Consider the following 20,945-nt stretch of genomic DNA (forward strand, 5'->3'; position numbering starts at 1 on the left):
GTAACCTAAATGACAGCTCATCCATTTTGGACAGAGGAAAACGTAAGAACAACCCTTCCGAAAAGAGAGGCTTCAGGTCACAAAGGAACCTACGGAACTGGTCTCCTTTTAGCGGGAAGCAGAGATATGCCAGGAGCAGCGCTGCTTTCAGGACTTGGAGCGATGCGCAGCGGGATTGGCAAACTGGAAATCGGGACTGATGAAGAAGTGATCCCGTATATTGTCCCTGTTTTGCCTGAGGTGACCTATTTGAGAAATGGATTGCAGAAAACGGCGGAAAGTTCCGTTGACCTGGCAAAATATAAGGCTGTTGCTGCAGGTCCTGGTATAGAACCAAATGAAGAAACGGAGAAGGCCACTCATCAGCTGATGAAATCGGAATCTCCCCTCATATTGGATGCGGGGGCTTTAACTGAGCGGATGTATGATGAAAGACAGGAACCTGTGATTCTCACTCCCCACCCTGGTGAATTTTCGAAAATAACGGGAGTTGACCTAAAAGAGCTTCAGCAAAATCGCTCGCATCATGCATCCATTTGGTCTGAGAAGCTTGGTGTAACCATTGTTCTTAAAGGAAACGAGACAATCATCGCTTTCCCTGATGGTGAAGCCTGGACAAATCCGACAGGGAACAGCGCGCTTGCAAAGGGAGGCACCGGCGACACACTAACTGGTATGATGCTTGGCATGCTGTGCTGCCATAAGGAATGGAGACATGCGGTCTTAAACGCGGTCTATCTTCACGGAGTATGTGCCGATAAATGGTCCGAGCAAAGGTCAGCCCATACGATGCTCGCCCATGAATTAACGGAGCTGCTTCCTGTGGTCTGGAAGGGGTTTGAATAGGTTAAGGCCGGAACAGCAGGTTTAAGAGTTCAATACTAGATTAACAAGCGAACTAACTGACCAAGTATATCCTAATTAAAGGGGGCAATTGCAGCATAAAGCAATCGTCCCCTTTAGGTCATATAATGGCTGGATGCTGAGTAAGATTTCTTAGAAAAAATGCCTTGTTCCTTTTTTTATAAAAATCCCTTATAAGGGGCAGCACTATAAAAGTTTTAACTCAATGGTTGTTGAGAACCAGCTGGGACGTAAAACGGCGGTACTTTAATCCATCCGCGTTTACGCATTAAATGTTTTAATCTAGTCGCGTAAGCCAATTTTTCTGCTTGAAACTGAACAAACAATAAACCAACATCTGTACGAATTGACTCAGTAGCGGCACCAGCTGCTTTCATAATCAAACTAATGATTTTTAAAGATAATTCGTTTGCAATCACATCATCCGTTAATTTAACACCAAGAGGAATACTGTTAGAATCTGATATTGGCATATCTTCAGGGGCAGGAGGCAGTGTAATGCCTTCCTTAATCATGAAATCATGGAGTTGTTTCCTTTGACTGTTTCCGAGTTTCATATCTTCTTCAAGAATTGCTTTTAATTCATCATCCTCCGTCGTATTTAAACCTGCTTGAACGGATACTTTGGCTAATTCAAGACCTGCCAAGTAAATCCAGCATGCCATCACTTCTCCGACATGAAGAGGTTGATCTTTATCTTGAACTGTCATTGATTTCATTGCATCCAAAACTGTTTCCCATACATTTACCATGTGATTCCCTCCTGCTTTTGTCGCTTAATTATTTATATTGTTTGTCCCATAAGATTTTTTATTCAATAGTTGATAATGAGAGATTAGGGATTAGGGAAAAAATATATTATTTTTATTTTGTAATCGGGGCGCTTTTCTTTAATTGGAACGGCGTCTTTCTTTATGAAACGGGCCAGTATCCAAAATCCTGATTGTGAGGGTTTTGGGTAATCAAACAATCTTTTTGAGTTTCCAAAATCCTGATTATGCGGGTTTTGGGGAATCAAATGCCCTCTATGAGTATCCGAAATCCTGATTATGCGGGTTTTGGGGAATCAAATAACCTCTTTGAGTATCCGAAATCCTGATTATGCGGGTTTTGGGGAATCAAACAATCTCTTTGAGTTTCCAAAATCCTGATTATGCGGGTTTTGGGGAATCAAATGCCCTCTATGAGTATCCAAAATCTTGATTATGCGGGTTATGGGTAATCAAACGCCCTCTTTGAGTATCCGAAATCCTGATTATGCGGGTGTTGGGTAATCAAACGCTCGCTATGAGTATCCAAAATCCTGATTATACGGGTTTTGGGGAATCAAAGAACCTCTTTGAGTATCCAAAATCCTGATTATGCGGGTGTTGGGTAATCAAATGCCCTCTATGAGTATCCAAAATCCTGATTATACGGGTTTTGGGGAATCAAATAACCTCTTTAAGTATCCAAAATCCTGATTATGCAGGTGTTGGGTAATCAAACGCTCGCTATGAGTATCCAAAATCCTGATTATGCGGGTTTTGGGGAATCAAACGCTCGCTATGAGTATCCAAAATCCTGATTATGCGGGTTTTGGGGAATCAAATGCCCTCTATGAGTATCCAAAATCCTGATTATGCAGGTTTTGGGGAACCAAACAACCTCTTTAAGGGAAGGGATTTTCATAATAAATCGAAGATACTTAGAGGATGTAATTTCTGTTAGCGATCAGGACATTTGTTTCAGCAAAAATAAAATAAGGAAATGATTTGTCATGACATTACGAACGATTTCAGAAGTACGGTTTAATTGATAATCCCGGATGAGCTAGTATAATTTATCTTAAAACAAACTAATTGGCGCTTTAAAGGGAAAATGCAATTGCTGAGTTTGTTCAGAGATGGAGTGAAAGGTATGGAAAGTACCAAAGTTTTAGTAATTATAGATGTTCAAAAAGCTTTTAACCACAAAAAATGGGGAGAACGAAATAATTTTCATGCCGAAGAAAACATTAAGAAAGTGCTGGATATATGGCGTGATAAAGGATGGGAGGTAGTCCATGTTCAACACTTATCTGAAAAACCAGGTTCAGTTTTTTATTATAAAGAGGACGGTTTTTCTATAAAAGACATCGTTGCTCCTCTCAATCATGAAAAAGTAATAACCAAAACGGTTAATAGTGCTTTTATTGGAACTAATCTTAACGAATATTTAAAAAGTATTAATACGGACAAAGTAGTAGTTACTGGCTTAACTACCCCGCATTGCGTTTCAACCACTACAAGAATGAGCGGGAATTTGGGTTATGATACTTATCTGCTTTCAGATGCAACAGCAGCTTTTGGAATGAAGGATCATAACGGTGAATATATAGATGCAGAAACGATTCATAATCTTTCTCTTGCGACTGTTCACAATGAATTTGCCACCGTGTTAAACACCGAGCAATTTATTAAATCTATTTTGTGAATTCAATGGACTGAACCAGTTAATTACGAATTGCTAGAGCAGATAATTGAATTTAATATCAAGGATAAGGCTTTAGAATTCGAATTTTTGGCGGCAATAGCATAATATCGAAGGAGGAAGACATGGAAGTTTTCGCAAAATATTTAGCAGGTATTGATAACCCCGACCACCGCGATCGAACAGAGGAAATTTTGACGTGGGTTGCTGATAAATTCCTGAATTTGGAACCGCACATCAAGTGGAATACGCCAATGTTTTCCGATCACGGCACATTTATCATCGGCTTTTCCACAGCGAAGCATCATTTGAGCGTTGCACCCGAAGAAGCAGGCATTACCCACTTTGCCGATGACATTGCACAAGCTGGCTACAGCGCTACCAAAGGCTTGTTTCGAATTCGGTGGGCTGAGCCGGTAAATTACGAATTGCTTGAGAAAATGATTGAATTTAATATACAGGATAAAACAGAATATACGAATTTTTGGCGGGAATAATCCATTACGCCGTATCTAAAAAAGCATGACACAAAAAATGTCATGCTTTTTTGCAGCTCAGGTAGTAGCCGTATGCGAACGCCCGTTAAAATACTTCCCCAGCACCGGTTATTAGATGTTAGCGAGTATGAAGAGGATTCTAACGTTTTTTCATATATAGAGACAAAACATTTTGATCATTTCTTCCAAAAGGAGAAATGCTCTTTTTTATTGAAGTAAAGGGCAGGATTTTTAACAATTACTGACGAAATCATTATTTTTAAAGGAAAACTGTTCAAGGAGGAGATGACTTTGAATCGTATTGAATTCCTTATAAACGTGCTAGATTCGACGTTTGATAAGGAGAGTTGGTATGCTCCGCTTAAACATGCAATTGAAGGAGTCACGGCAGAACAAGCCAGTTGGAGACCAGCTGGAGAGGCAGCCAAAACAATCTGGGAGAATGTTAATCATCTCATTTATTACAAAGAGAGACTTGTAGCAGACATGGAAGGCCGTGAATGGACACATCATCTAAGCGGTGACGAAAACTTCTATCTCACCGAACAATCAAATGAAGATAAGGAATGGAAGAAAGTCATTGAACGTGCTGAAAACGTTCATCGCAGTTTAAGGCAGATACTGAGTGGAACTTCTGTTGAAGAGCTTGACCAAAATTCCCTTGAAGGGAAACTGCTGGATATATTTCTTCACGACGCTTACCATACGGGTCAAATTATTCAGATCAGAAAAATGCAGGGGTCCTGGCCATCCCATCGTTGACCGAACGAAGAAATACTGGGTGAAATAAATTATTATATATCTAACCAGATTATAAATAGTCTCTAAAGGCAGCGTAGCTGTCTTTTTAAAATAATTCAAGTGAAAGAGGTGTCCATTAAGGACACCTCTTTCACTTGAATATTCCTTCATGCTTTACGATGTCATTTCAAACTTGCCTGTTGCAATAGGTTGACTTTTTTATCCTGAAAATACCTTTTAGGATTTTCTGCGTCAATTTTATTAGGAAACTTGCTTTGGGTTTTTAACTAATTTCATTTCTTGCTCTTTTTTTGCGGATTTTTTCGCCCAGTACGTGGCAATCAAAGGTCCAGAAATATTGTGCCACACTGAGAAAATCGCACTCGGAACAGCAGTAAGCGGTGAGAAATGGGCGGTTGCTAATGCTGCAGCAAGTCCTGAGTTCTGCATCCCGACCTCAATCGAGATTGCCTTTTGATCGGCATAAGGGAATTTACACCATTTTGAAATAAAGAAGCCTAATAGCAATCCAACAAAATTATGCAGAACGACTACACCGAGGATCGCCAAACCGGATTCAAGGATATTATCTTTATTCCCGGCTACCACTGCTGAGATGACGCCGACGATCCCAATTACTGAGACAAGCGGCAGGATTTTCGCCCCTTCTTCTGCTTTGTCCTTCAATATCCATTTGAAGACGATACCGAGAATAATAGGAATAAGAACGATTTGAACCGTCGAGAGAAGCATATCTTTTCCTGATACAGGAAGCCACTGGCTCGCTAATAAGTAAATAAGCGCCGGAGTCAGGATAGGTGATACCAAAGTCGCTACCGATGAAACCGCAACTGACAGGGCGACATTTGCTCTTGCCAGGTACGCCATTACATTCGATGCAGTTCCCCCAGGGCAGCAGCCGACCAATATCACGCCAACAGCCACTTCAGGAGGAAGATTCAACCCTACGGCCAGAAGATAAGCGGCACCAGGCATAATGATGTATTGAGCAGCAACCCCTACGAACACGGCCAGGGGCTGTTTGAATACAGCCTTGAAATCTTTAAAAGACAGCGTCAATCCCATTCCGAACATGATAATTCCAAGAAGGAGCGGGATAAAAGGTGCTATCCAGGTAAAACCTCCTGGAAACAACAAGGCCAAAGCCGTGAATAGTAAGACCCAGTAGATAAAAGTGTTACCTGCTGCTGTACTTATTCTTGCTAGCAAATTCATTCTATAAGCCACCTTTTTTAGAATATTTTTTATAATATTCAGATAATATATCATATTTTTCGATAAAAAAACACAAAAACCCCAGAATCCGAAAATTTTTAGCGGATTTTGCTATTTGACAGGTTCACCAATAAACTTCGATTTTTATATCTGCCAAACTTCATTAGCTGAATCCTCATAAGCTGTGCGGTATTATTAAGAGGCTTTTGGATACTAACAGGCAGGATTATTTATCGTTTTAAAGATGGAAAATTGGTTCTATTCAACAATCGGGGGCAATTATGAAGAAAAATAAACCCAAATTTCACATTTATGATGCTGAGAAACTGGGCTTTTAATTTGGGAAATTGATTGTTCCCCTATTCGGCAAGTCTGCTTATTATCATTGATAAACGGCGCAGACCGTCTTCTAAACTTGGAAGAGATGCAAAGGAATAGGAAATGCGCAGATATTGGCCAGCCTGATTATCATAGACGTTTCCGGGGTTTAGTAATATGCCTTCTGCAAGTGCATGTTCAAATAGTTTTCTTATAGAGATTGACGGCAATAAACGTACCCAAACATAAAATCCTCCACTTGGCTTTTCCCATGTTGCAATACTGGAAAAATACTGGTTTAAAGTATTTAATGTAAAATCTCTTCGTATTTTAAGCTGTTTTCTTATTTCCTTAAGATGCTGATCATAAAGTCCGCTGGAAAACCATTCTGCTGCGGCCCACTGTGATAAAGAACTGGAACCATAGTCGGTTTGCATTTTAATATCTGCTAAGTGCTCAATAACTGGTTCTGGACCAACTACCCAACCAATTCGAAGACCTGGACTTAATGATTTAGATAAACTTCCCAAATATAAATCAAGGCCATTTTTGTCAAAAGCCTTAAGGGGTTTTGGCGGTTTTTCCTCTAACCATAACTCTCTATATACATCATCCTCGATTATTGGCAATTGTTCTTGTTGACAGATGTTTAACAATTGATCTCGTCTTTCAACAGTCATTAAAGTTCCAGTAGGGTTGTGAAAAGAAGGAATTGTATAAAGTAATGCAGCTTTATGTTGTTTTTTATATTGTGGGATATGTTCTGCTTCAATTCCTTCTTTATCTAACGGGATGCCGACTAATTGCATACCTGCTGATTGGAAGACATGCACTGAATTGAGATACGATGGCTTTTCTGTTAATACGGTAGAACCTTTATGTAATAAACCAACACTAATAAGCTGCAGGGCTTGTAAAGCAGGTTGTAACTGCATATGATGAATTAACAGCGGAAGGACTTATTGAAGGAAAAACCGGCAGTGGAACAAGAGTGGTTAATAATACATGGAACCTTTTAACAACTGCCCCTCCCCCGGATTGGAGTTCCTACGTAAATTCTGGCATTCACAAACCCAACTTGCCAACGATTCAAGAAATAAATCAAGCTGAATTTATTCCTGACATACAGGTGAAGACTTATTTGGCTTCCAATCGATTGAAAACATCCAATGGTTCTCCTTTTTATTATTTATTATATTATTTGGTTGGTTTGAATTCCATCCAATTGGTCGGAGACATGGTCCATATCTTCAACTAAACTATGACTAATTTAATAAAATGGAAGAAAGGGAGAACATTGGATGTTAGAACCATTTATTCATGGATTTATTCTTGCACTGGGATTGATTCTGCCTCTTGGCGTCCAAAATATTTTTGTTTTTAATCAAGGGGCGCTGCAGCCGCGATTTATTAAAGCATTACCTGTTGTGATTACTGCCTCTTTGTGTGATACGCTTTTGATTTTAGTGTCTGTCTTAGGGGTTTCCTTACTGATTCTAGGTTCATTTTGGATCAAAACAATCCTTGTTGGGGGAGGTTTTATCTTTTTAATTTATATGGGATGGACCACATGGAATAGTAAACCGAGCAATGAAAGAGCAGAAATTGCAAAGAAATTTTCTTTGAAGAAACAAGTCTTGTTTGCGGCATCTGTTTCCTTACTTAACCCTCATGCAATAATGGACACGATGGGTGTGATCGGACCAGGTTCGTTAAGATACGAGGGGGAAGAAAAAGTTATATTTGTTTTTTCATGCATGGTGGTTTCGTGGAGTTGGTTTTTAGGACTTGCGCTAATTGGGCGAATGAGTGGAAAACTCGATAAATCAGGAAACTTTATGTTTGTATTGAATAAAATATCTGCCTTAGTAATGTGGGGGGCAGCCGTTTATCTTGGACTATCTTTAATTAATCATTAAGCTAAGTAAATAAAGTTGTAAGGACTTAAATCGGCTGCAACACTCGGGGGCTTTCTTTTGGATAAGCCCCGTTCCTATTTACTGAGCTGGGTTTTTCATCTGATTGCAGGAATCTTGATCTTCACCGTAAATTCCTCTTTTTTATAAACAAAATCTAAATATCCCTGATGCTCGTTCACGATATCATGAATGATTTTCGTGCCGAGACCAGCATGTCCGTCTGATTTTGTCGTGATCCCGTATATTTCATACAATTGATCTAGAATATCGTTTGGAATTGGCATGGCAGTATTCTTGCATATGAGTATGTAAAGACCGCTTTTTTTGTAAAATTGCAGGGAGATCTGTGCCTGTTCTTTATGTGCTTCCTGCCATTCTTTGCTTGCATCAATGCTATTGGATAGAAGATTGCCAATCAAAGCCACGATGTTATGGTCTGAAAACGGCAGGGAAGATAAAGGGAGGTCGAGATCATAGACAATGGAAATGCCGGCCGCATGAGCAGTTTTATACATCTGGTGCAGGGCTCCCGCGACAATTCCCCGTTCTCCTTTAATCGAGAGGTTCGTTTCTTCATATCCGCCAACTAATTCATCCAAATAGTCTTTCGCTTCCTTGTTTTTGCCGTTTTCAAGCAGGAAATGAACAGCAGAAACATGTTTCAGAAAATCATGCCGTTCGCTTCGGACAATTCTGAACGTTTCATTCATGTGATTCCGCTGTTCTTCAAACTGCTGAAGCTCGTGAGATAAAGTGTGCAGTTTCTTTGAACCGGCTTGCCGGACCGCTTCTAGACCGATAAAAATCAGAAAAGGGACGAGCTCTATTAAAAAAGGCAGATCCGCTATATAAAAGGTAATGAGTATCATCTGCATTAAGAATAAATAAATATGCCATTTTACTTCCAGTGCACTAAGGTTTAAAGCGGATTTTCTATAAATAAAATAAGCGATTCCTAAGGCCAGTAAACTAGTATAATAAATGGGCGTTTTCCAAGGAAGGTTCATGACCAAAGCCTGAAGATGAACCGTTCCAAGGATAGCAGTCAGTGCCCAGTATAATTTATGTGTTTTCACCATTTTCCCGCCTTTAAAAGTAATGCTGCTGCAAGAAATCCACTTTTTCCTTCGTAATCATGGCTTGTGCATCCAAGCCTTCAAATGTCACGATGTAGGAATTTTTGGCATACAGCGAAAAGTTTTTTACGTAATGGATATTGATGATAAAAGACCGGTGGGACCGGATGAAATCCCGTTCTCTCAGTTCTCCTTCAAGTTCATTCAGCGTCAGGTACGTCTTGATAGAACCAGATTTGGTATAAATGGTCGTTGATCTGCCTGATCGTTCAATGAAAATGATGTCTTTCTTCTGAAGGATATGAATGTCATTTTTTTGTTTTAAATACAGTCTTCCGGCGATTTCCGCTGATTTTGATTTTTCTTTCAATCGTTCAATTGATTTGATCAGCCGTTCTTTCGAATAAGGCTTCATAATGTAGTCATGAACATTCAGTTCAAATGCGTGAACGGCATAGCCGCTGCTTCCGGTCACAAAGATAACTGAAATATTCAGTGCATGCGAATGAATCACATCGGCTAGTTCATAGCCCGACAGATTCGGCATTTCAATGTCCGCAATCAGTACATCAACTGCCTCTTTCTTTATATGCTCGTATGCCTCCTCAGCCGATTGAGTGGAGAACACAATTTCGAGTTCTGGTATGCCTGCGATTATTCCATTTAATTTATCAAGGTCAATAAACCGGTCGTCTACTAGTCCAACTTTCATTGATATGTCTCACCTGCCGTCGTATTGCTGAACTTCTTAATTTGTAAGATTCTCTTTATTTTACCATTTATATGATGTTATTTGGCATATTCACGACACCAAACGGACGATTCACGACATAAGTGCAGATTCCTCTGCGGTTTGTTTGTATATTAATGACAAGAAGACACACAAAGAGGTGGAATAATGATGATTGAGATTCATGAGGTTACGAAAACGTTTCAGGATAAAAAAATATTTGTCACAGCGCTTAAGCATGTATCATTTTCCATGAAAAAAGGAGAAGTGGTCGGCTTGCTTGGAGAAAACGGAGCGGGAAAAACAACGCTGCTGCGGATGATCGCGACTCTGCTATCTCCAACTGAAGGTCAGGTCAGTGTGGCAGGGTACGACACGATAAAAGAACCGGATGAAATCAAGAAACGAATTGGCGTGCTGTTCGGAGGGGAAACCGGCTTGTATGATCGCCTCACCGCTCGGGAGAACTTGGAATACTTTGCCCGATTGTATGGACTCAGCAAGCATGAAACAAAGGTGCGAATAGATGACTTAGCAAAAATGTTCGGAATGAGGGATTATTTAAACCGGAAAGTTGGCGGCTTTTCAAAGGGAATGCGTCAAAAAGTCGCAATAGCCAGAGCGATTATCCATAATCCCGACATCATTCTTTTTGATGAACCGACAACGGGTCTGGATATTACTTCATCTAATGTCTTCCGCCAGCTTGTTCATCAGCTGAAAAGAGAAGGAAAAACGATTGTATTTTCAAGCCACATCATGGAAGAAGTCACTATGCTCTGCGACTCTGTTGCGATGATGCACAAGGGAGAGCTAGTCTATCAGGGAAACCTGGAGAGTCTTTATCAAGCAGAAGGCAGCCGTGATTTGAATTATATTTTCATGAGCAAGCTAGTTAGGAGAGATGATTATGCTTCTTGAAATCTATCTAAAAGAAATGAAGGACTGTTTCCGTGACCGGAGAACGCTATTTTTAACTGTATTGCTTCCGATTGTGATGATGACTGGATTGACGCTTTTTTATGAGAGTTTAGTATCAGACGGAGAAGACAATACGTACACGCTGGCTCTTGATGAAAACATAAGCGGAGCGGAAGCCGACATTTTTAGTGTTCTTGAAAATGTGAAGATTATCAAAACGGAAAATCCTGAAGAAGTCATTAAAGAAGGTGATGCGCAGGCAGCCGTTCTTCTTGACTCTGATTTCACTGCTAAGATTGAGGACGGTCAAGCAGCATCCATCACAATCATTGGGGATTCTTTCAGTCAAAATTCATCTGCTCTTATGACACTCGTATCAGGTGCCTTGACGGCATATGAAAAAACAATTGTTTCCGAAAGGCTTGCTCAAGAGGGAACAGATCCATCCCTTATTCAGCCGCTTTCTATTGAACAAAAAGAAGTATCGGAAGAAGACCCGACGATTAACTTACTTGCGCTTCTGGTTCCGATGATTCTTGCATTAGCAGTCGGCATCGGGGCTGGTCCTGCTGCATCCGATCTTTTTGCTGGAGAAAAAGAGAAGAAAACAATGGAGGCGCTCTTAATGACTCCAGTGAGCAGGTCAACGCTGCTATTCTCAAAATGGCTGACCATTTCTTCTATAGGGACCATTACAGGTATGATCACACTGGCTGTAGTAGCACTTGAGATAGCCTTTTTAACAGAAAACCTCAGAAAAGCTGTTTCATTCGGTGACGATGCTCCGCTTATTATCGGCATTGCTATTCTTATTTCTGTCATCTATGCCATGTTTATTGCATCAGTGCTAATGGTGACGAGCATTATCGGCAAAACGGTAAAAGAATCGCAAAGCTACAGCACACCAATCATGATGCTTGTCACGATCCCTGCCCTTACAACAGCAAACCTCAGCATCAATGAACTTGCGTTTCATCACTTTGCGATTCCAATATTGAACCTCTTCAGTCTTCTGAAAGAATTGCTGTTTGGCGTCATTCAGTATGATCACATCCTAATCGTGATTGGCAGCAATGTATTGTTTATGGCACTCGCTTTTGTAATCGGAAGAGCGCTGTTTATGAAGGATAAATGGGTTATAAATTAGAAATCTGTCAGAAAGTGTCCCGTTATTAGAATGGGGCACTTTTTTCAATGAATACTTTCCATTTTCAACAAAATACTTTCTTTTTTACTAGATTTACTTTCTATAATCGGAATTTTACTTGCCGGAGCAGCTCAAATACTTTCTTTTTTCCAAATGTCTCCCAGACCATTCTCCAAATATCAGCAAATAACCCGATTACAGCCGATTATTCCTGTTTAAACGAATTCACTCATAGGTAACCCCTCAATGATAACGCTTCCCTTCACTATCTCGGTCTATTCCTTATAATTGTCCTGTATTCCCTTGAATCTATCTCTCAGCATGTTACGATAATAAACGTTGAAAAAATACGAACGGACACGAACAGAGTTTTTGAGGGGGCTCATTATGTTAAGAGAAAAAACAGTTGCATTTTTAGGGGCAGGTTCGATGGCAGAGTCAATGATTTCAGGGATTGTACAGGTCGGCATCATTCCGGCAGAAAATATTTATGTCACAAATAGAAGCAATCAATTGCGGCTTGAAGAATTGAATCATGTGTACGGAGTAAATGCGGTCCATCAGAATGACTTGCCTTACGAAGAAATTGATTTGTTTATTTTAGCCATGAAACCTCAGGGCGCAGCGGATTCACTCCGAGCACTAAAGGATAAAGTTAGAGCGGATCAGGTAGTGATTTCTGTTTTAGCGGGGATTTCGACAACGTTTATGGAAGATCATTTAAGAATGAATCAGCAGGTTGTGCGCGTGATGCCGAATACATCGAGCATGATTCAAGAATCGGCTACAGCCCTAAGCCCTGGCAGACATACGGCGGTGGACAACGTGCTTGCTGTGAAAGAGCTGCTCAGCTGTATGGGAAAAGTCTTTTTAATTGAAGAAGAGCAGATGGATATTTTTACAGGGATTGCAGGAAGCGGCCCGGCTTACTTTTATTATTTAATGGAGCATATGGAGCAGGCTGGCGTTGAAAAAGGAATGGACGAAGAGATGGTCCGCGAGATTGTTGCTCAAACCATCCTTGGCGCAGCGAAAATGATTATGGCAAATGACGAAGCACCGGCGAGTTTACGAAAAAAAGTCACTTCACCAAATGGAACGACGGCATCAGGACTTGAAGCATTGCGGAAAAATAATGGCGGAAAAGCCATTTCACAGGCGGTTCATCATGCGGCGAAACGTTCAAAAGAGCTGAATGAAGAGATGGCAGGGGCATTAGTGACGTCTTAACCCGAATATGAATTGCAAGGCTAGACAGAAAAAATCAGGAGGGATAGGATGTTGAAAAAAGAGAAGCAGATAAAAAGAGTTGTTATTAAGATCGGAAGCAGCTCGCTGACAAGCATGCACGGTGAGATAAGCCGCAGAAAGCTTGAGAAGCTTGCAGATCAGATAGTAGAGCTTAAGGATGCCGGCTACGAAGCAGTTGTAGTTTCATCAGGAGCTGTTGCAGCGGGCTACCGTAAGCTAGGATGCATTCAGCGGCCGTCATCGCTGCCTGAGAAGCAGGCCGCAGCTTCCATCGGACAGGGTCTGTTAATGGAATCTTACTCAGAACTCTTTTTATCTCACGGCTACGTCGCTTCACAGCTTTTAATTACTAGAAGCGATTTTTCCGATGAAACACGCTATGGCAATATGAAAAATACGATGAATGTGCTGCTGGAACGCGGCATTATTCCGATCGTAAATGAAAATGATACGGTAACAGTAGACCGGTTAAAGTTTGGCGATAATGATACGCTCTCTGCTAAGGTTGCAGCATTAATCGGCGCAGATATGCTGATTATTTTATCGGATATTGATGGGCTTTATAATGGTAATCCAAACAGTATTCCGAATGCTAAACTTCTTGAGAAAGTGGATGCCATTACCCCTGAAATCGAAGCAGCAGCGGGCGGTTCAGGCAGCGCAGTCGGAACAGGCGGCATGAAGTCTAAAATTGCAGCCTTCAAAATTGCGATGGCATCAGGCATTCAATCCTTCTTAGGAAAATCAAGTACAAGAGATATCTTAATGCATGCTGTAAACGGCACAGCGAAAGGCACGTATTTTAAACCGAAGCCGAATGCTTTCAACCTTGATAAGAAAAAGCAATGGATTGCGTTCCATTCAGGTCCTGAAGGCAAGATTATGATTACTAATGAAGCGAAAACAGCCATGATCGATAAACAGCGAAACATTTATCCGATCGATATACAGGAAGTGAACGGACGCTTTAACGATGGTGCGGTCGTCACAATCCTTGATGAAGACGGAGAAGAATTTGGTCTTGGCAGAATCAATTTTTCAACTGAAAAATTAATGGATAAAACGAAGTACGGAACAACGGCAGTGATTGATCAGGAGACATTTGTCTGCTCTCTCGATTTTTCAATAAAGGTACCAAGTTAAAAAATGAACTGGAGGCGTTTTGATGAGTATTGCAGCTCTTAAACCAATGACGGTGGAAGAACAGGCAATCACAGCAAAAAAAGCACAGAAAGCATTAAACATGTTAACAACAGATGAAAAAAATCAAGGACTTCGAATTGCTGCAAATGAGTTAGAAAACGAATACCAAGTCATTTTGGATGCGAATAAAGAAGACCTGGAAAAAGGCAGAGAAAAGGGCTTTGATGAAGCATATATGGATCGACTGGCTCTCACTCAGGAGCGTATTGCCGATTTTGCAGAAGGTCTGCGCCAAGTAGCTGATCTTCCAGATCCAACGGGGGATGTCTTATCTGATTGGACGCTTGAAAACGGCCTTAAGGTAGAAGAAGTACGAGTTCCACTCGGCGTCATCGGCATGATTTATGAGGCACGCCCAAATGTAACGGCAGATGCGGCAGGACTTGCCTTAAAGTCCGGCAATGCGATTTTGCTGAAAGGCGGATCTTCGGCTTTATCGTCCAACCAAAAGATAGTTGAAGTGATGCATCGAGCACTAGAAAAAACGAAGATCCCGAAAGAAGCTGTTCAGTTTATCGCTTCAACTGACCGTGCGGCAACACAGAAGCTCTTCACTATGAAGGAGCATATTGATGTTTTGATTCCAAGAGGCGGCGCTTCATTAATCAAAGCGGTTGTTGAAAATGCCACAGTACCTGTTTTAGAGACAGGTGTAGGGAACTGCCATATTTATTTTGATAAAGAAGCTGACACGGAAAAGGCACTGAACATCCTCATTAATGCGAAAACAGACCGTCCGGCCGTATGCAATGCAGCAGAAACACTGATCGTTCATAAAGACTGGCTGCATGGGAATAAAGAAGTGCTTGCAGATACTATTAAGAAGAACGGCATTACCATTCATGGTGACAAAGAAGCAGCAGATACTCTTCCAAATGTCATACCTGCAAATGAAGAAGACTGGGCCAATGAATATCTAAGCCTGGATCTTGCGATTAAAACAGTGAACAGCCTGGATGAAGCCATTGATCATATTGATCAGTACGGCACGAAGCATTCTGAAGCGATCATCACAGAAAACGCTGAGTCAGCTAAGCGGTTCATGCACTTAGTTGATGCCGCAGCCCTTTATCATAATGCGTCAACGCGATTTACAGATGGCCGCGCGCTCGGCTTTGGAGCAGAAATCGGCATCTCGACCCAGAAGCTCCATGCACGCGGACCAATGGGGCTGCCGGCGCTGACAACGATAAAATATATGATGACAGGGAATGGACAAGTGAGGTAAGTTATTAAAATAGCATTAATAGCAGAAAACGCCCGATTATTAGTTGGGCGTTTTTATCTTTTTTACTTTATAAGAGACTTAAAACGGCGGGGAGTTTTGCTGTAAAAGTGTATTTATGAAGATGATGTATCAAACAGGTCTCCACCGGGATTTTGAGCAGTCATACAACCGCCTCTATGATTACCTTTGTCTAAGAAATTTATGGATTTGAGTACTCATACCGCCTTTATGGTTACCATTGTCTAAGAAATTTCCGGATTTGAGTACTCATACCGCCTCTATGGTTACCATTGTCTAAGAAATTTCCGGATTTGAGTACTCAAACCGCCGCTATGATTATCTTTGTTTAAGATTTTCCCGGATTTGAGTACTCATACCGTCCCTATGGTTACCTTTGTTTAGCATTTTCACGGTTTTGGGTACTCATAAAGCTTCTATGGTTACCTTTGTTTAGCATTTTCACGGTTTTGAGTACTCATAAAGCTTCTATGATTACCTTTGTATAAGAATTTTCCGGATTTGTGTACTCATCCTGCCTCTATGGTTACTTTTATTTAGCATTTTCACGATTTTGGGTACTCATCCAGCTTCTATGGTTATCTTTGTTTAGGATTTTTCCGGATTTGAGTACTCAAACCGCCTCTATGGTTACCTTTTTTTAAGAATTTTCCGGATTTGAGTACTCAAACCGCCTTTATGGTTACCTTTGTTTAAGAATTTACCGGATTTGGGTACTCATACCGCCTTTATGGTTACCTTTGTTTAGCATTTTCACGGTTTTTGGTACTCATAAAGCTTCTATGGTTACCTTTGTTTAGGATTTTTCCGGATTTGAGTACTCATACCACCTCTATGGTTACCTTTGTTTAGCATTTTCACGATTTTGAGTACTCAAACCGCTTCTATGATTACCTTTGTTTAGTATTTTTCCGATTTTGAGTACTCAAACCGTCTCTATGGTTACTTTTGTATAAGAAATTTCCGGATATGAGTACTCAAACCGCCTCTATGGTTACCTTTGTCCAAGATTTTCCGGTTTTGACAGTATAAAAAGCGGTCCGGATTGCAGATGGCTTTATTCAATAAAAGTAAAAGTGAGGTGCCTGCGCAGCTCACTTTTTTAATACCATAATGTTTTTTGGGGAAGAAAAAGTGAAACCGATTGAACCTTCCATTTCGTTATATATTATGTACAAACCAAAAGGGGGGCCTCCCAATTGAAGAAAGAGGATGAGCTTATAAAGAGAATCAGAGAAGGGGACAAGGATGCATTTGGTCATTTAGTCAAAGATCTGCTGTCTTCAGCCTATCAAACCGCCTTCTTGATTATCCGGTCAAAAGAGCATGCGGAGGATGCCCTTCAGAATGCTTTGGAAGGTGCGTATATCAGCATCATGAAAAACAGTGATATGACTCATTTTAAACCTTGGTTTTACCGGGTTGTCTATTCAAAATCAATTGATTTATACAGAAAAAACAATAGGCATGGGGTAACGGAACTGGATGATTACCATCAGCAGGAAGGGAATGGCGGCTTTAATTCAGCCCAGCAGATCATCATCCAGAAGGAGAACAAACAGGAAATGCTGTCTTGTATCCTGGAGCTGAAAAAAGAACAAAGCCTCCCAATCTATCTTCATTATTATGAAGAGATGAGCATTAAAGAAATTTCGCTTGTTCTGGGAGAAAATATGAACACTGTGAAAACAAGAATGAAACGGGGAAAACAAATGCTCGCCCGCGTTCTGAAAGACTCAAACAGGTACACTGAGGGGGTTAAAGCAAATGGGCTCTAAAAGGGAAAAAAACATCAAGGATTTCAGTGAGTGGCAGGTGCCAGGCTCAATCGAAACTTTCATAGGAAAACTTCCGGAACGGTATTCGGAAGGACAAATCAGGATAGAGGCGGAAGGTCAGATGGACTTGGAATGGCGTGCTTTTCAGGCAGACCTTAAAAAGAACAGCTTCTTTAAGAAAAAACCGGTTCTTGCTGTGCTCTCTTTAGCTGCTGTCATCATGCTTTTCATTGGCACTGCCTTTGCGTTGCCTAGTGTAGCGCAGGTCGCTGCAAAAATTCCGATTTTAAATCTTTTATTTGAAACAGAAAAACAGCCGCTTATGGAAGAACTGCAAAAAGCGCTGGAAGATAAAGGGTACAAATGGGACGGCTTGGGGGTTGGGGTGCAGCCGAGGGAGATCAGCGTAAGAATCGTCGGCACCGATGAATATTATGATGATGTGAAGCAGGATGTGGAAGAACTGATTCAAAGAATTTTAATGAAAAGAAACGATAATGCTTATACCATCGACATCTCTAAATCAGAACCAGTGGAAGAACCATCAGAAGCTGACTTAGATCAAGTGAGAGAGCAGCACAAAATAAGTGAGGATGTGCTGGAAATCCTGGCAGAATACGGATATACACAGACGGGCTTTGGCATTCAAGAGGGCGTGATTGAATTTAATCTGCCAAAGGATGAACCGCGAATAGAAGAAATCAAAAAAGCTGTCTCCGATCGTATTAAAGAGAAACAGTTTGGTGACTATTCAGTTAAAGTGCGTACATTCAACAGAGCCAAAAAAGAGCGTGAAGACAGATGGATGCCGATCTTTAACACCATTGCAGACGGCCTGACTGCCAAAGCTGAATATAAAGTAAAAGGGATCGGCTACACGAATAAATATGATTATTTCGCCATTTATATCACGACAAACGTTTCTATTAAGGACGATGATGCCAAGGAACTTGCGGATGCTATTGAAAAAACAATTGACGTTTATTTAACTTCTGAAAAAGTAAAGAATTCTATTATAGGAGATGACTATAAAATCATCGTAAACAGCAAGGAAGGTAAACAACTGAATGATTGAGGAAGAAGCCTGGAGAATTCCAGGCTTTTGTTTTTCTGGAAAATGTTATAAAAAAGGTTTATCTTTTTATGGGCAGGTGGTATTAGATAATTGGGATATTTTTCTTTAATCCTATCATCACAAAGTCCTAATGATTTCCTAATTTGAACAATAGTCTATTCAAAAGCATTACTTTCCTCGCTCAAAAGTCTGAACATTCGGTCTTAGAAAATGTTACTGGAGACTTATGGAAATTGGAAATTGAATCTAGTAATATTTTCTTATATGTGTAAAACGGGATGATTTTGTAGAAATTTGAAGGATATACATAGAAAAATGTAAGAATTGGTGAGGTGAAAATAATGAATTCTGAACACGTCAGAGCACTTGCAAGGGTATTTCAGGAAGCATCAGATTCCGTTAAAGACCAGGAAGCAAAATTGCTTCAAGACATAAACAATAATGCAGCTACATGGAGCGGTAAAAGCCGCAGCAAATTTGATTCCGCCATGGACGAAGCCCAGATTCTGTTCCAGAGACACTCAGACAACCTCTACGACATCAGCCGCGAACTCGAAGCCGCCGCCGACTCCGTTGACAGAGTGCGGGAAGAGATTGAAAGACAAGAAGAATTAGAGAGACTTGAGAGAATTCTCCGCCTGAAAAAATTAGATGTGCAGTAGAACAGTTAGGGGTGCAGCATGAATCATCGTTCAGGCAAAAAGAAAAAGAAAGTGGACGAAAGACAGGGAATGAATGACGGCTGCGTGCCGGGATGCGTCGACTTTTTTATCATTCCGATTCAAGTCGGCATCGTTGCTTATCAATTGATTCAGATATATATCATATAAGTTTTCTGTTGTGTGATAAAATGAATCCTCTATATGATCATGATCCAAATTATAATCGTAAGAAAAAGAAGAGAGATATACCGGGTGACGAAGGATACTTCCCTAGCTGTCTTGATATATTCTTACTTCCTTTACAAATAGGAATATCAGGGAAATTATTTCCAATAACTTATTTAATAATGTTTTAATTTAGGATAATAGAAAAAATGCTGAGGTGCAGAATGAGCAATTATGATAAGAATAAGAAAAGAAGTAAAGAAGAAGCTGATGATGCTGCAAGGGGCGGCTGTATGTTGCCAGGATGTATAGATTTTTTTATTATTCCTTTGCAAGTCGGTATCTTGGGGTACCAATTTATCAATATGATTTAAAACTAAAATCTTTGCTCAAGAAATGAGGTCGAAAAAACTAATGAGTGGTAAAATATCCGTCGATCCGAATAGACTAGATGAACTCGCCAACCAATTCGTTTTTAAATTAAATGACATCGAAGAAGAATCTAAGCGTCTGCATATTGAACTTGCAAATTTGATTTTGAGTGCTCCCCCGGAGTACAGTCATTGCTTTTATTCTATCGGTGATTCATGGGGAACAGGTCAAGCTCTAGCAAATAGATTAAGTGAGTTGGAACAGGATGTCAGAATGACTGCCAACAAGTTTGCTGAAAGAGATGACCTGCTTGGGCGACTTTTTAATATGCATGAAAAATACGGCACAATGGTTGCAATGGGTGGTTTGGTATCCAGACAGCTTGCTTATTATGGTTTGGGTTTCACTCAATTTGCTAAAAATGCAGATGAGATCTATTCATTCCGTCATATGAGTGCACTCAGTAAATTTTCAGAAGTTGTAGATGGCTCAAAGTATAAAAGAGCTGCTAAAGGATTAGTCAGCTGGACCTTTCTTTCAGGAAAATATAAAGATACTCCATTTGCAGATCTTGTACATAAAAAGTATTCAAAATATTTGCCTGGTGATGTTGTGGACTTTACCTCAAGCACAAGGGGAGTATGGGGTGGAATGATTAAAAATAATGTAACATCGACCATGTGGAAAGATCTTGGGAAGAATGCATTGAAATTTGGTAAAACCAATGCTGCTAGTGCATTAGTTGTAACAGGTGCTATGGAAACTGTTGGAATGGGGCTTAAGATATCTGAGAATTATGCTAAGTATGGAGACATGCCTGATGTTCTTAAACGGGAAAATGCTAAAGCGGTAGGTAAAGCTGTTAATAATACAGTTGCAATTTCTGCAGGATCAATAGGCGGTGCTGTAATTGGCGGAGCGATTGGAAGTGCTATAGGTCCAGTGGGAACAGTGGTAGGAGCTGCAGCAGGCTCCTTTGTTGGCGGATTAGTTGGAGAACAAGTCGGGAAATTCACGGCAGGTTTTGCTGAGAAAGCAGCGATTGCTCTTGAAACACCAATTCAAGGTACTTTAGATTTAGTCAGAGGCGGTTTTGAACAAGCTGGAAAAGCAGTTGAAGGATTTAATAAAGTAAAAGATGCAGCTAACGAACAAATAAAAGAAGCTATTGTTGATCCTATTGGAAAAGTTAAGGATATAGGTGAAGGACTATCTAAGGCAAAAGATACGGCAGATTCGCTGATTGACGGAGCCAAAAGTTTTATTGGTAAAAAAATTTCTTGGTAAAAAATT

General features: G+C 40.4%; 20 protein-coding genes and 2 pseudogenes. 17 read left to right on the forward strand and 5 right to left on the reverse strand.

Annotated features, from left to right (window positions below; genetic code table 11):
• Nucleotides 1-9 precede the first annotated feature (9 nt).
• Entirely contained in the window at nt 10-846 is an 837-nt protein-coding gene (locus QLQ22_RS02385) for an NAD(P)H-hydrate dehydratase (RefSeq protein ID WP_284015942.1), read from the forward strand.
• 215 nt (nt 847-1,061) lie between these two features.
• Here the strand turns inward: QLQ22_RS02385 and QLQ22_RS02390 are convergent, their stop codons facing one another.
• A complete protein-coding gene (locus QLQ22_RS02390; protein ID WP_284015943.1) occupies nt 1,062-1,616 on the reverse strand; it encodes a DUF3231 family protein in 555 nt (184 codons plus the stop codon).
• Nucleotides 1,617-2,763: 1,147 nt separating this feature from the next.
• Between QLQ22_RS02390 and QLQ22_RS02395 the strand changes: the two genes are divergently transcribed.
• From QLQ22_RS02395 to QLQ22_RS02405, 3 genes are all read left to right on the forward strand, one after another.
• Nucleotides 2,764-3,318 (forward strand): cysteine hydrolase family protein, encoded by a 555-nt coding sequence (locus QLQ22_RS02395; RefSeq protein ID WP_223439282.1) that lies wholly within the window; start codon nt 2,764-2,766, stop codon nt 3,316-3,318.
• Between the two features lie 122 nt (nt 3,319-3,440).
• Nucleotides 3,441-3,812, forward strand: coding sequence for an iron chaperone (locus tag QLQ22_RS02400; RefSeq protein ID WP_284015944.1), 372 nt, complete (start codon nt 3,441-3,443; stop codon nt 3,810-3,812).
• A gap of 285 nt (nt 3,813-4,097) precedes the next feature.
• Complete coding sequence (locus QLQ22_RS02405; protein ID WP_423246223.1) at nt 4,098-4,574, forward strand: DinB family protein; 477 nt, start codon at nt 4,098-4,100, stop codon at nt 4,572-4,574.
• A 240-nt stretch (nt 4,575-4,814) separates the two neighbouring features.
• Here the strand turns inward: QLQ22_RS02405 and QLQ22_RS02410 are convergent, their stop codons facing one another.
• Nucleotides 4,815-5,789, reverse strand: coding sequence for a bile acid:sodium symporter family protein (locus tag QLQ22_RS02410; protein WP_284015946.1), 975 nt, complete (start codon nt 5,787-5,789; stop codon nt 4,815-4,817).
• Nucleotides 5,790-6,148: 359 nt separating this feature from the next.
• A pseudogene (locus tag QLQ22_RS02415) lies at nt 6,149-7,027 on the reverse strand (aminotransferase-like domain-containing protein); the annotation flags it as partial.
• 2 nt (nt 7,028-7,029) lie between these two features.
• Here QLQ22_RS02415 and QLQ22_RS02420 point away from each other — a divergent pair.
• Together QLQ22_RS02420 and QLQ22_RS02425 are read left to right on the forward strand one after the other, a co-directional pair.
• Nucleotides 7,030-7,233, forward strand: a pseudogene (locus QLQ22_RS02420) (PLP-dependent aminotransferase family protein); the annotation flags it as partial.
• Between the two features lie 175 nt (nt 7,234-7,408).
• On the forward strand, nt 7,409-8,026 hold the full coding sequence (locus QLQ22_RS02425; RefSeq protein WP_223439292.1) for a LysE/ArgO family amino acid transporter: 618 nt from the start codon (nt 7,409-7,411) through the stop codon (nt 8,024-8,026).
• Between the two features lie 95 nt (nt 8,027-8,121).
• Here QLQ22_RS02425 and QLQ22_RS02430 read toward each other — a convergent pair whose 3' ends face one another.
• On the reverse strand, nt 8,122-9,102 hold the full coding sequence (locus QLQ22_RS02430; protein ID WP_223439294.1) for a sensor histidine kinase: 981 nt from the start codon (nt 9,100-9,102) through the stop codon (nt 8,122-8,124).
• Between the two features lie 13 nt (nt 9,103-9,115).
• Nucleotides 9,116-9,814 (reverse strand): LytR/AlgR family response regulator transcription factor, encoded by a 699-nt coding sequence (locus QLQ22_RS02435; RefSeq protein ID WP_223439296.1) that lies wholly within the window; start codon nt 9,812-9,814, stop codon nt 9,116-9,118.
• A gap of 189 nt (nt 9,815-10,003) precedes the next feature.
• Here QLQ22_RS02435 and QLQ22_RS02440 point away from each other — a divergent pair, with 189 nt between their 5' ends.
• The 11 genes from QLQ22_RS02440 to QLQ22_RS02490 all read left to right on the forward strand — a co-directional run bounded on the left by QLQ22_RS02440 (nt 10,004) and on the right by QLQ22_RS02490 (nt 20,939).
• On the forward strand, nt 10,004-10,753 hold the full coding sequence (locus QLQ22_RS02440) for an ABC transporter ATP-binding protein (RefSeq protein WP_223439298.1): 750 nt from the start codon (nt 10,004-10,006) through the stop codon (nt 10,751-10,753).
• Nucleotides 10,743-11,900 carry an ABC transporter permease gene (locus tag QLQ22_RS02445; RefSeq protein ID WP_223439303.1) on the forward strand — a complete coding sequence of 386 codons (1,158 nt, stop codon included), beginning with the start codon at nt 10,743-10,745 and terminating at the stop codon, nt 11,898-11,900. The genes QLQ22_RS02440 and QLQ22_RS02445 overlap by 11 nt, the downstream gene beginning before the upstream one ends.
• Nucleotides 11,901-12,287: 387 nt before the next feature.
• On the forward strand, nt 12,288-13,130 hold the full coding sequence (gene proC / locus QLQ22_RS02450; RefSeq protein ID WP_223439305.1) for a pyrroline-5-carboxylate reductase: 843 nt from the start codon (nt 12,288-12,290) through the stop codon (nt 13,128-13,130).
• A 48-nt stretch (nt 13,131-13,178) separates the two neighbouring features.
• Nucleotides 13,179-14,294, forward strand: coding sequence for a glutamate 5-kinase (proB, locus tag QLQ22_RS02455; protein WP_223439307.1), 1,116 nt, complete (start codon nt 13,179-13,181; stop codon nt 14,292-14,294).
• Nucleotides 14,295-14,313: 19 nt separating this feature from the next.
• On the forward strand, nt 14,314-15,582 hold the full coding sequence (locus QLQ22_RS02460; protein ID WP_286676722.1) for a glutamate-5-semialdehyde dehydrogenase: 1,269 nt from the start codon (nt 14,314-14,316) through the stop codon (nt 15,580-15,582).
• 1,217 nt (nt 15,583-16,799) lie between these two features.
• Nucleotides 16,800-17,378 carry an RNA polymerase sigma factor gene (locus QLQ22_RS02465; protein ID WP_284015947.1) on the forward strand — a complete coding sequence of 193 codons (579 nt, stop codon included), beginning with the start codon at nt 16,800-16,802 and terminating at the stop codon, nt 17,376-17,378.
• On the forward strand, nt 17,368-18,453 hold the full coding sequence (locus QLQ22_RS02470) for a DUF4030 domain-containing protein (protein ID WP_284015948.1): 1,086 nt from the start codon (nt 17,368-17,370) through the stop codon (nt 18,451-18,453). The genes QLQ22_RS02465 and QLQ22_RS02470 overlap by 11 nt, the downstream gene beginning before the upstream one ends.
• Before the next feature lie 341 nt (nt 18,454-18,794).
• Nucleotides 18,795-19,115: a WXG100 family type VII secretion target gene (locus QLQ22_RS02475; protein ID WP_223439313.1), complete on the forward strand. Its 321-nt coding sequence runs from the start codon at nt 18,795-18,797 to the stop codon at nt 19,113-19,115.
• Between the two features lie 18 nt (nt 19,116-19,133).
• Nucleotides 19,134-19,283, forward strand: a complete 150-nt coding sequence (locus tag QLQ22_RS02480; protein ID WP_223439322.1) for a hypothetical protein — start codon at nt 19,134-19,136, stop codon at nt 19,281-19,283.
• Nucleotides 19,284-19,504: 221 nt separating this feature from the next.
• Nucleotides 19,505-19,654 carry a hypothetical protein gene (locus QLQ22_RS02485; protein WP_223439330.1) on the forward strand — a complete coding sequence of 50 codons (150 nt, stop codon included), beginning with the start codon at nt 19,505-19,507 and terminating at the stop codon, nt 19,652-19,654.
• Between the two features lie 40 nt (nt 19,655-19,694).
• Nucleotides 19,695-20,939: a glycine zipper domain-containing protein gene (locus QLQ22_RS02490; protein ID WP_284015949.1), complete on the forward strand. Its 1,245-nt coding sequence runs from the start codon at nt 19,695-19,697 to the stop codon at nt 20,937-20,939.
• Nucleotides 20,940-20,945: the final 6 nt, after the last annotated feature.

The organism is Metabacillus hrfriensis (genome assembly GCF_030127205.1).
In the GTDB taxonomy this organism is placed as follows: Bacteria; Bacillota; Bacilli; order Bacillales; family Bacillaceae; genus Bacillus_P; species Bacillus_P dongyingensis.